Annotated in this window: 9 protein-coding genes; 3 read left to right on the forward strand and 6 right to left on the reverse strand. The window is 65.8% G+C overall.

Annotated features, from left to right (window positions below; genetic code table 11):
* Window positions 1-22: 22 nt before the first annotated feature.
* Window positions 23-883 (reverse strand): LuxR C-terminal-related transcriptional regulator, encoded by an 861-nt coding sequence (locus tag ABT130_RS12725; protein WP_350955295.1) that lies wholly within the window; start codon window positions 881-883, stop codon window positions 23-25.
* 92 nt (window positions 884-975) lie between these two features.
* Between ABT130_RS12725 and ABT130_RS12730 the strand changes: the two genes are divergently transcribed.
* Window positions 976-2,604 carry an AMP-binding protein gene (locus ABT130_RS12730; RefSeq protein WP_350927902.1) on the forward strand — a complete coding sequence of 543 codons (1,629 nt, stop codon included), beginning with the start codon at window positions 976-978 and terminating at the stop codon, window positions 2,602-2,604.
* Window positions 2,605-2,719: 115 nt separating this feature from the next.
* Here ABT130_RS12730 and ABT130_RS12735 read toward each other — a convergent pair whose 3' ends face one another.
* Complete coding sequence (locus ABT130_RS12735; RefSeq protein WP_350955297.1) at window positions 2,720-3,673, reverse strand: alpha/beta hydrolase; 954 nt, start codon at window positions 3,671-3,673, stop codon at window positions 2,720-2,722.
* Between the two features lie 35 nt (window positions 3,674-3,708).
* On the reverse strand, window positions 3,709-4,545 hold the full coding sequence (locus ABT130_RS12740; protein WP_350955299.1) for an SDR family oxidoreductase: 837 nt from the start codon (window positions 4,543-4,545) through the stop codon (window positions 3,709-3,711).
* Between the two features lie 73 nt (window positions 4,546-4,618).
* Between ABT130_RS12740 and ABT130_RS12745 the strand changes: the two genes are divergently transcribed.
* The gene (locus tag ABT130_RS12745; RefSeq protein WP_350927908.1) at window positions 4,619-5,206 is read left to right on the forward strand and encodes a TetR/AcrR family transcriptional regulator; all 588 of its coding nucleotides are present in this window, start codon (window positions 4,619-4,621) and stop codon (window positions 5,204-5,206) included.
* An 814-nt stretch (window positions 5,207-6,020) separates the two neighbouring features.
* On the opposite strand, the gene ABT130_RS12750 is transcribed toward ABT130_RS12745, so the two are convergent.
* Together ABT130_RS12750 and ABT130_RS12760 are read right to left on the reverse strand one after the other, a co-directional pair.
* Window positions 6,021-7,454, reverse strand: coding sequence for a WD40 repeat domain-containing protein (locus ABT130_RS12750; RefSeq protein ID WP_350955301.1), 1,434 nt, complete (start codon window positions 7,452-7,454; stop codon window positions 6,021-6,023).
* A gap of 758 nt (window positions 7,455-8,212) precedes the next feature.
* Entirely contained in the window at window positions 8,213-9,457 is a 1,245-nt protein-coding gene (locus tag ABT130_RS12760) for an MFS transporter (RefSeq protein ID WP_350955303.1), read from the reverse strand.
* A gap of 94 nt (window positions 9,458-9,551) precedes the next feature.
* Here ABT130_RS12760 and ABT130_RS12765 point away from each other — a divergent pair, with 94 nt between their 5' ends.
* On the forward strand, window positions 9,552-10,031 hold the full coding sequence (locus ABT130_RS12765; protein ID WP_350955305.1) for a winged helix-turn-helix transcriptional regulator: 480 nt from the start codon (window positions 9,552-9,554) through the stop codon (window positions 10,029-10,031).
* On the opposite strand, the gene ABT130_RS12770 is transcribed toward ABT130_RS12765, so the two are convergent.
* Complete coding sequence (locus tag ABT130_RS12770) at window positions 9,991-10,233, reverse strand: winged helix-turn-helix domain-containing protein (protein WP_350955307.1); 243 nt, start codon at window positions 10,231-10,233, stop codon at window positions 9,991-9,993. The two genes, ABT130_RS12765 and ABT130_RS12770, sit on opposite strands and share 41 nt — an antisense overlap.
* Between the last annotated feature and the right edge of the window lie 244 nt (window positions 10,234-10,477).

The following is a 10,477-nucleotide window of genomic DNA, read 5'->3' on the forward strand; positions in this document are numbered from 1 at the left end:
CTTGCTGCCCTCGGCAAGCCAGCTAGGGAATGGCGTGTATGGAGCGAGCCTTCAAGACTGCGTCGAACCGGCTGCTCGCTCCCAGCTTTCGCATTGCCGATGCGAGATACGCCTTCACCGTGCTCTCCTCGAGGTCGAGGCGATGCGCCACCTGCGCATTACGTTGCCCGAGCGCCACAATCGCGAGCACGTCGACCTCTCGCGGCGTCAAGCGAGGCAAGGCCTCATCTCGCCTTTCAGGCCGGCCAATCAGTACAGCACCGACCTGCTCGATGCGCAGCCGGAGTTCGGCGTCATCGATCGATTGAGCGATCGCCCTCAGTTCCGCATACTGCTCGCGGATCTCACGTACTCGACTCGAGGTGTCCGCCGACGGCGCGATGCCGGTGACGCGCTCGCCTTGCGCGGCCTCAACACGTCGCTTCACCTCGTCGTGGACCGACATCTCCCAACTCAGATTCCGGGCAATCTTCATCGCGGAGCTCACGGTGTCATTCCCCAACTGGGTGGCGACCCGATGGCCACCATAGAGCACGGCGCGGACCTCGCCCTCAACAAGAACAGGAATCGCCATCAGCGTCACGATTCCCTCGGCGTTCACCTCTCGCTCGTACCGACGCGTGATCGATCTTGTTCGCTGGTAGTCGATTGCGGACACCGGCTTGCGAGTCTGGAGGGCTTGCCCGCCGAGACCCTCGCAGGGTTCGATCACAAGTCCGTGCACGCTGGTTCCAACAGTGCCAGCGTAGGAAGAAAGCGGCGCCCGCCCATCTGCAGTGATGCCACCAAAGGCCACGACAAATTGAGCTCTCGACTTCATCGCCGTGACGGCGCGCGCCAAAAGACGCATCTCGTAATCGATGTCCGCAGTCAAAGGCAACATTCGCCTACCTCCTTTGGATGGTGGCGGCAACCACTGCGTTCACCTAGCGTGGTTGATATCCCGCGAAGCTGGAAGAACGCAAGGAGACCACAATGACGTCGCCATCCGCACATCACGCGAACTACACACCACTCACGCCACTCGGCTTCCTCCGCCGTGCGGCCGAGGTGTATCCACAAAAGCATGCCATCATCTACGGACGGCGAATATATCGCTATTGCGATTTTCTCCGCGAGACCGAACGCTTGGCTCGTGCGATTCGCGCAGAGATACGCCCAGGCGACCGCGTCGCGTTCCTCGCCCCCAACATTCCAGAACTCCTCATTGCCCATTTCGCGGTGCCTCTGGCAGGAGGAGTTCTCGTTGCGATCAACTCGCGCCTGGCGGCGACCGAGGTGCAGGTGATCCTGAGCCACTCGGCGGCGGCCGTGCTCTTTGTCGATGCCCAGTTGGCCGGATCCGTCGCTGAGTACGCAGCCGAACTGCCATCGCTCACACAGATCGTTGAGATCCCGGATCCGGAGTTCGGCCTCGCCGAGAGTGGACTCCAATATGGGCAAGTTTCCTTCGACTCTTTCGTTGAACGGGGCGTGACCTCTCCGAATGCCGGTACCGATCTCCTGTGGGATGTCGATGATGAACAGTCGGTGATCTCGATCAACTACACGTCGGGCACGACCGGCGCTCCCAAGGGTGTGATGTATACCCACCGCGGCGCCTACCTGAATGCCCTGGGCGAGGCCCATCACACTGGCCTCACCTCGGCTTCGGTGTTCCTGTGGACACTGCCCCTGTTCCACTGCAACGGATGGTGCATGGCTTGGGCCGTGACCGCGGCAGCGGGAACACACGTATGCCTGCGCGCCGTGCAGTCTGGCCCGATCTGGCGGGCTATCGATGAACTGGGTGCAACGCACCTGTGTGGCTCGCCAACCGTCTGCAGCACCATCGCCGACGCACCGGAAGCCCACACGATCGAACGAGATCTCCGGCTCACCGTTGCCGGCGCCCCACCGACACCGACGCTGTTGGAGCAACTGGAGTCGCTGCGAATCCAGGTGGTGCACGTTTACGGTCTGACTGAGGTGTACGGGCCGTACACGGTTTGCGAGTATCAAGAAGAGTGGGATCTGCTGACCCCGCAACTCAGGGCGAAGAAGGTCGCGCGGCAGGGTGTGGCGATGGTTCAGGCAGATCTGGCGCGAGTGGTGGATGAGAACTTGGTCGATACTCCGCGAGACGGCGTCACCATCGGCGAAGTCGTCCTTCGGGGGAACAATGTCATGCTTGGCTACTTCAATGACCCTGAGGCGACGGAGGCCGCATTCGCTGGGGGCTGGTTCCACACCGGTGACCTTGGTGTGATGCACGCCGACGGCTACCTGGAGATCAAGGATCGCGCCAAGGACATCATCATCTCGGGTGGGGAGAACATCTCGACGGTCGAGGTCGAGAACGCCATCAGCTCGCATCCTGCTGTCCTGGATGTGGCGGTTGTGGGGTATTCCAGCGAGAAATGGGGCGAGCGGCCCAAGGCATATGTCCTTCTTCGGCCAGGGCACGATGCCGACGAGGAGGCCATACGAAATCACGCGCGTGCCAGTATCGCCGGGTTCAAGGTTCCCGACCATGTGGTCTTTCTCGACCAACTGCCGCGGACCGCGACAGGGAAGGTCACCAAGGCAAGCCTGCGTGCGCGGTCCGACGTGCCCTCGCGCTGACTCATCACCCGACCTGGAAATGGAAGTCGTAGAGGGCCAGGTATCCGGCGGGTTCGCGGTCAGGATCAACGCGGACACCTGGACGTAGACACTTGCGCGTTTCATCGGGTGCGGACTAGAAGCTCGAAAGCACGCGGATGCGGTCCGCACGGGACCGCTGCACGACGGCGACGTCGGGTGCGATCGTGTCGAAGCCGTGCGGGCATCCTGGGTGGACGTGCAGCTCGACCGACGTGCCTGCGTTGGCGAGACGCCGAGCGTACTCGATGGTTTCGTCGCGGAAGATGTCGAGCTCGCCGACCTCGAGATAGGAGGCAGGCAGTCCCGCCAGGTCGTGTGCTCGCGCTGCGGCGGCCGTGGCGGGAGTGTCGGGACCCCCGACCGCGTCGCCGAGGAGTGCGTGCCATCCCGTGTAGTTGTCGTCGTAGCTCCACCCCGCGAACGGGACCAGGTGCGGATCCGGAACTGTGTTGCGATCGTCGATCATCGGGTAGATGAGGATTTGCCGTGCGACCGCCACGCCGCGATCCCTGGCCAGGAGAACGAGACCGGCACCGACGCCCCCGCCCCCGCTGTCGCCCATCACCGCGATGCGGTCGGCATCGATACCGAGCTCCCCGGCGTGGTCGCGCAGCCAGACCAGTCCGGCGAATGCGTCTTCGACCGGTGCGGGATGGGGGTGTTCCGGAGCGACCCGGTAGCCGATCGCGAGCATGGGCACGCCGCTGTCAGCAACGTAGGCGGCGACGGTGCCGTCATACAACTCGACCGAGCCAATGATCATGCCGCCGCCGTGCAGGTAGACGACGCTGCCTCCCGGGTTGGCGCTCGGAGTCGCGGGCGTGTACCAGCGGGCCCCGATCAGCTCGCCGTCGAACGTGCGCAGGGAGATGTCGGTGCGCGCGACCTCCGCGTGCGGATCCTGCGTGCTGCGGATCATGGTGAGGCCGGCTTCCCCGATCGCGCGAAGGGCAGCGACGTCGTCGCGTGCGGCGTGGACTGGTTCTGCCCCGGTCGCGGCCGATGCGGCGAACACCGGCATGAGGTCCGGGTTGAAAGAGAAAGGCATCGTTGACTCCTCGGGATCGATGCGCGGTGCAAATTTCAGGCGGTCGGGAGTGCGATGGCGCCGGAGCGGACTGCGGCGACCACGCCACCGTCCACCAGAAGGTCGGTACCCGTGATGAATGACGAACTGGACCCGAGAAGGAATGACGCGGCCTCCGCGATGTCACTCGGGGTCCCGAGGCGCTTGGTTCCGGAGCCGTCGACCATTGCCCGCATCGCTGCGCCGGATGTGCCGTCGAGTTCGGCCTGGCCCATCGGTGTCGAGATGACACCCGGGCTGATGCTGTTCACCCGCGCGCCACGCGTACCCCAGGCGAGACTCGCCGCCTGGACGCGCAACTGGTTGGCGCGTTTCGCGATCCCGTACGCAGCGCCGGCATCCGGCACGGCTCCGGCCTGTAGGAAGGGCAGAGCGAGAAGGTCATCGGACGGTGTGTGCGCCAGCGCAGCCTCCATCTCCGTCGGCAGATGGCCTGCCGCCATCGTGCCTGCCATACTCGCGATCACCACACCTGCGCCACCATCGGCGACGACATCGCCGAACGCGTCGAGGCTGAAGGCGACGCCGGCCAGGTCGACGTGCAAGATCGCATCGGCCGGGGCTTGCACGGGGGACAGGCCCGCCGTGTGAGCCACTTGCCGGACATCGCCCAGTGCCGCTGCGGCCTCGGCGAGCGCGCGGACGGACGGCTTCGATGAGACATCCACCTGTAGGGCGTCGACGGCGAAGCCGTCCGCTCGAAGGGTTGCGGCAACCCGGTCCAACGTCTCCTCGTTGAAGTCCGCGAGCACGACCTGCTTACCCGATCCGAGTCGGCGGGCAATCGCTTCACTCATCCCGCCGATACCGATCACCACGAGAACATCGGGCATGTTCCTCCTCCTTCGCATCTAACGAGACGTGCGTCTCGAAATTGAGGATAGCGCCAATCGATACGATCGTGTAATGACCAACGCGCGTCCCGGACGCCCACGGAGCGAGCAAGCACGCCGCGCCGTGCTCGAAGCGGCTGGGGATCTCATGTCGATCGGGGGCTACGAGGCGCTCTCGATGGAAGGGATCGCGGCCCGAGCCGGCGTGGGAAAGCAGACCCTCTACCGATGGTGGCCGTCGAAAGCGGCCATCGTCGCCGAGGCGGCGCTCGACGGCACGATGCCTCTGCCCCAGGTATTGCTGCTCAACACGGGCGACCTTCGCGCCGACCTGACCGAGTGGCTCCGACAGTTCATCGAAGCGATGCAGGCGACCGAATCGGTCGCCCTCGTCCGCGCTCTCGCTGCTGCAGTCTCAGCGGACGATGAAGCCTCTCACCGGTTGTACAACCAGTTCACGAGCATCAGTCGTCACGCGCTGATCGAGCGACTGCTGTCCGCCGCGGATGACGGCCAAGTGCGTCGCGACGCCGACATCGCCGCGGCCGCCGACGTTCTTCTGAGCGTCAACCTCTTCATCGTCCTCGCCCGCGATCCCAATACCGCGGCGCGCGCCACTGGCCTGCTGGACGTCGTACTGAACGGCGTGGCGTCACCGTGAGTAGTGGCCATACAAGCGTTCGACGTCGCCACCATCGTCTAGCTTGAGTTTTAAGTGCGCCACGAGCACAGAAGGTGAGGTCGCGGTGTAGGAGACCTCGCTGGATGCGGTGCTGTGCAGGAGCTGAAGGTCTGGCCCTTCGTCGTCGCCCTGCGGGGGGGAGGCGACAGCTCCCGGTGATTTGCTCGATCTACAAGACGTCGCCCCGCCAGGGGTTTCGTCAGATGAAGCTGAACGTTCAGCGGGTATCCCATGCCCTTCTGCATCGGCGCCTTCTCCCACGGGAAGATGGGTTCGCAGTTGTTACGAACCTCGATGCCGATCACCACCTCGTCAGCTGACTCCGCCACATCGGTGTCGGTGACCTCCCGGCACGACTTCCCGTCAGAGCCAGGCGCGCCGACGACGATCGTGGCGGTGATGGTGCGCCCGTCAGGCGCGACGGCAGCGGACTCGATGCCGTACCAGTGCGCCTGCCGAGCACACCCGGCCACGCAGAGAATGCTTGCCACGAAGAGTGAAACATTCCCTCGAATACTCATGGTCAGCCGATCTTGCGTTCGCAGGTCAGAGTGGATAGCCAATCAGATCTACGACGTCTGAGCTACTGAGCTTCTGACCTGGGTAAACACCGGTCAGGACACTCAGTCGTCTCGCGAAAGGCCGTCGACCGTCCCTCCCGGGAGGGCACGCTCGACGGCCTTTCGCATGTGCTCCTCCCCCGATGGCACGAAGTGCGCGCAGATGCGTGACCCCGGCCGCCCGTGGCCGGGGAAGGCCCTCCGCTACCGCGCGCTCCCCGGCAAGGGCGTCATCATGTGGGGTCCGGGTTGATGAAGCAGACGACAAGGACGTCCATGCCCTCCACCGCGTAGTCCGACCAGTCCGCGCCGCCCGTGTAGCGGGCCCAGTCCGCCTTGCTGAGCGCCGCGCTGCTGTAACCGTGGCAAGCCGCCTCCTCCGGGTCGGCGACGACTTCGGCCAGGTCGCTGAGATCCCACAGGGAGACCCCGCCGGGACCGGCCGCCAGGGCCACGCCGCCATCGGCGCCGAGAGCCACGGAGTAGATCTCCCGCGCGTATCCCTTCAACGCGGCCGACCGGGTCGGCCCGGACGGGTTGGAGAGGTCCCAGAGCATCGCGGAATCGCTCGGTCCGGCGAGCAGGGCGGTCTTCCTGTCAGGGGTCAAGGCCATGTCATACATGTAACCGAGAGGCACCTCGAACATCGCCGTGCGAGCCGGACGCGACCGGTCGTCGAGGTTCCAGACCTCGACCTGATGCCCGGGCCCGGCCTCGGCCCGATGACTGTTCCCGACGAGGACGACGCGCCCGTCCGTGCTCATCACCGCCGCGGACTTCGCGGAAGGGGTCAGGTCGGCCGACTTGACCGGACGCGAGGGGTCGGCGAGGTCCCAGACCGTAGCCGCCCCATCGTTGTCCACGGTGACGGCGATCCCGCCGTCCGCGCTGAGTCCGAGGTCGCGAACGGAGGAGTTGTGCGCTCTCGTCACCGACAGGCGCGCTGAACGAGACCTGTCGGTCAGATTCCACACGATCACGTTGCCGGCGTCGTCGCCGATCACCGCCGTACGGCCGTCGCGCGACAACGCCAGCGCTCGCACGCTGTCGGCCTTCCTCTCGCCCGCCAACGTGGCCACCCGGATCGGCTTGGCCGGATCGGTGAGATCCCACACGATCGTGGCGCCGTCGTCGCCGGTCAGCGCGGTCCGTCCGTCGAAGGACAGCGCCACCGCATCCACGCCCTCCTTGTGGACTTTCAACGCGGCGACCCGATCGGATTTCTCGACGATCTTGGGATCGAGCCAGGTCGTGAGATCCCACACGCTCACCTCGTCGCTGCCGATGTCACCGGTCAGGGCGACCCGCCCGTCGCCGCTCAGCACCACCTCGCTGGAGGCGTCCGGAGTGAGCTCCCTGCCGCGCCACCAGACCAGCGTGTCGATCAGCCCCGCCCGGGTCTGCCCATCAGAGTGGATCTTGACTGCGGCCACGCCGAGTTTCCGGGCCGTGACGGGGTCGGTGTCGCGCAGGTCCGAGGCGTGCAGCGCGAGCCCATGAGCCAGCGCGACGCGCTCCTGAGCCAAGGCCCTGTCGTGCTCACGCTTCCACGCGAGTCCCGCGACGACCAGGCAGACGGCCAGGAGCACGGCAAGCACGATCGCGGACATTCTCCAGCGGGCGCCGCCGCGCGGATCCACTTGGCGGGCTTCTGGCAGGTCATTCACTTCGGCCTCCAAACCATCCGGCTCACAGCGGTGCGTACTCTTTCCGGATGACGCGCTCGTAATGCGGGCTGCAGTCCCCGAGGCCGTACTGGCGGGTCAAGGCGCTGATCGCGCAGTCATACTGAGCCGATCATAAGTTTTGGGACTATTGGCATTATTGGCCGATGTAGGCCAGGTGCGGGTCGACGAAGAAGGCCCGGACGATATCGGGGCGCTTTGCGGCCGGATCAGCTCAGTACTGGTCCGACTCCGTTGCTGCCCTAATCGCGCCACCATGATCCTGCAAGCGATCCTTGTTCTGCAGGCCGTCGAAGACGACCGCTACCCGGGATGAAAAGGGCTCATTCATCTATCTTCGGCCTTACCGCCGTCCCGGTTATTGAGGTGTGTCATCCCCTCACGCTGGCAGCGGTCCAGGACTTCGTGCAGGTCCAGAGCCTGGTCGGCGAGCACATCGATGCCTTCGTGGAGATAGCGGTAGCCGGTGGCCTGGAAGATGCCCGCGTCGCGGGCAAGGCAGTGGACACAGCCGGCGTTCGTGAAACCAGCGCAGCACCGGTACTGCCGGCTGGAACGGCCCCAGGACCCAGGAACCCTTGGGCGTTCCGAGCCGCCGGCGGTGGGCCGCGAGCAGACGGGCGAGGTACGTCACCACGTGGCGTGGCACGTCGAGCGCAGCAGCGTGTCAGGGGCAAGGGGAAGTGGGCGTCCTCGGCGGCACCGATGATGCATATCACCGGGGGCCGCGGCCGGTCTGTTCAGTCGGCAGCGGCCGAGGTCGGGGTACAGGGTCGGGTGCCCGCCCATAGCAGGAGCGCGAGGCAGCTGATCGCGGCCCCCAGTGCGCACACGGCACCCCAGTCGGCCGCCGCATAGAGAGCGGTCGAGGCGATGGCTCCGAAGGCGCTGCCGAGCGAGTAGAAGACCATGTAGCCGCCGATCAGTCGGCTGCCCGCGTCCGGGCGAAGTGTGTAGATCAGGCTCTGGTTGGTGACGTGGACCGCCTGCACGGCGAGGTCGAGGACGATCACGCCGACCACCAGTGCCCATAGTGACTGTCGGGCGAAGGTCAGAGGTAGCCACGAGGCGACGAGCAGGGCCAGGCCGATACCGGTGGTCCGCTGGGAGAGCCCACGATCGTTTAGGCGGCCGGCTGCGGTCGCAGCCAGGGCGCCTGCGGCTCCCACCAGTCCGAACGCGCCGATCACCGTGTGGGACAGGGACAGCGGAGGCGCGCTCAGCGGCAGCGCGATGCAGCTCCACAGGGTGCTGAAGGCGGCGAAGATGAGCAGGGCGAGCAGGGCACGGAGCCGAAGGAGGCGCTCCTGTGCGAACAGGGAGAGCGTGGAGCGCAAGAGCTGTCCGTAGTGCATGGACGGTGCAGCGGTGTCACGGGACGGCAGAGCATGGTGCAGTGCCAGGGCGAGCACGCAGGTGAGGGCCGCCGAGGTGAGGTAGACGGAGCGCCAGCCGGCGAGGTCGGCCAGGAGGCCGGATACGGTGCGGGCAAGCAGGATGCCGGTGACCACACCGCTGGTCACGAGGCCGACGACGCGTCCGCGTTGCGCCGGTGGGGCGAGCGAAGCAGCGAAGGCCACCAACGTCTGGGCCACCACCGCGAGGAGTCCCACAGCGGCCATACCCGCAAGCAGGAGCGCCGCGATGGCGGCGGTGCCGACCACCATCAGCGCCGCCGCCAGTAGGAGCAGCTGCATCACGATGAGGCGCCTGCGGTCGACCAGGTCGCCCAGCGGCACGATGAAGAACAGTCCCAGCCCGTAACCAAGTTGTGTGAGGGTGACGACGGCGCCGAGTGTCGCCGGGCTGATCGCGAAGTCACGGCCCAGTGTCACCAGGAGGGGCTGCGCGAAGTAGACGTTGGCCACCGCGGTCCCACAGGCGATGGCGAAGAGCAGGGTGACGCCTCGGGGCAGCGCGAAGCCGGGAGTCCCCTCGTTCGTGCCCGCAGTCCTCGGTGTCGTGATCTCGTCGTTACCGGCCACTCGGCGCCCTTCGGAAATTGGTTTCATCTTGCTACCAGGTGGACGATAGTCGTTCTGGTAGCATGTTGCAACCGATGTAAATGTGGAGGGTGTCATGGTCAGGCGGACGCGTTTCAATGACAGCGACTGTCCCGTCGCTCGATCAGTCGACGCGATCGGCGACTGGTGGTCCTTGTTGATCGTGCGGGACGCGTTTGACGGCAGCCGCCGCTTCGGAGAGTTCCAACGCAGCCTCGGCGTCGCCAAGAACATCCTCACCACGCGTCTGCGCGTCTTGGTCGCCGGCGGCATCCTGGACGTCGTCCCGGCCTCCGACGGCAGTTCCTACCACGAGTACGTTCTGACGCCGAAGGGCAAAGACCTCTTCCCCGTCATCGTGGCGCTGCGGCAGTGGGGCGAAGGACACTTCTTCGAGCCCGATGAACCGCATTCGGAGATGATCGACCGCCGGCGCGGGCTGCCCCTGCGCGCACTAGAGGTCCGCTCCGCAGATGGGCGACGACTCGACCCCGAGGACACCACCGTCAACAAAGTCAATCAGCCCAGAACGCCGACCGGGACAAGGTCCGAGTAGCCTTCTGCCGCAATCGTGGCACGACGGCCCCGACCATCTGGCCCCACTTCTTACCGCCATAACGCCGACCAGGCGGCGACTGGAACGGCCACCCCAGCCGCTCCATCGGGTAGCCCACCCCACGCGGCGTGTAGCGGATGTGGAACCTCTCGGCGATCAGGGCGGCGACGCGCGCTCGTCCAGCGCTGATCGTCCCATCCATGCATGATCGCGCCCTCGTCCAAGAACACCTCCAGCCGCATCGGTTGCGCCTCGGTGAGCTTGCAGCCGATCCCGGCGGCACCCTTGGAGACCGGCGCGGCCTTGTCGCCCTTCAGCCAGGCCCGGTGCCACTCACAGGCGGACTTACGCGTCACGCCCAGCAGCTGGGCCACCCGTGGCTGTTTGATTCCTCCGGAGAACATGTCCGCCGCCCGAAGCCGCAGTGCTTCACGACGCTCCCGCGC

It is taken from the genome of Streptosporangium sp. NPDC001681 (assembly GCF_040298085.1).
Taxonomy (GTDB): Bacteria; Actinomycetota; Actinomycetes; order Streptosporangiales; family Streptosporangiaceae; genus Streptosporangium.

Coding starts and splice junctions, on each gene's coding strand:
- ABT130_RS12740 (WP_350955299.1), bottom strand. CDS start 4,545: ATGCCCGATGTTCTCGTGGTGATCGGTATCGGCGGGATGAGTGAAGCG.
- ABT130_RS12725 (WP_350955295.1), bottom strand. CDS start 883: ATGTTGCCTTTGACTGCGGACATCGATTACGAGATGCGTCTTTTGGCG.
- ABT130_RS12765 (WP_350955305.1), top strand. CDS start 9,552: ATGGTCAGGCGGACGCGTTTCAATGACAGCGACTGTCCCGTCGCTCGA.
- ABT130_RS12735 (WP_350955297.1), bottom strand. CDS start 3,673: ATGCCTTTCTCTTTCAACCCGGACCTCATGCCGGTGTTCGCCGCATCG.
- ABT130_RS12745 (WP_350927908.1), top strand. CDS start 4,619: ATGACCAACGCGCGTCCCGGACGCCCACGGAGCGAGCAAGCACGCCGC.
- ABT130_RS12770 (WP_350955307.1), bottom strand. CDS start 10,233: ATGGATGGGACGATCAGCGCTGGACGAGCGCGCGTCGCCGCCCTGATC.
- ABT130_RS12730 (WP_350927902.1), top strand. CDS start 976: ATGACGTCGCCATCCGCACATCACGCGAACTACACACCACTCACGCCA.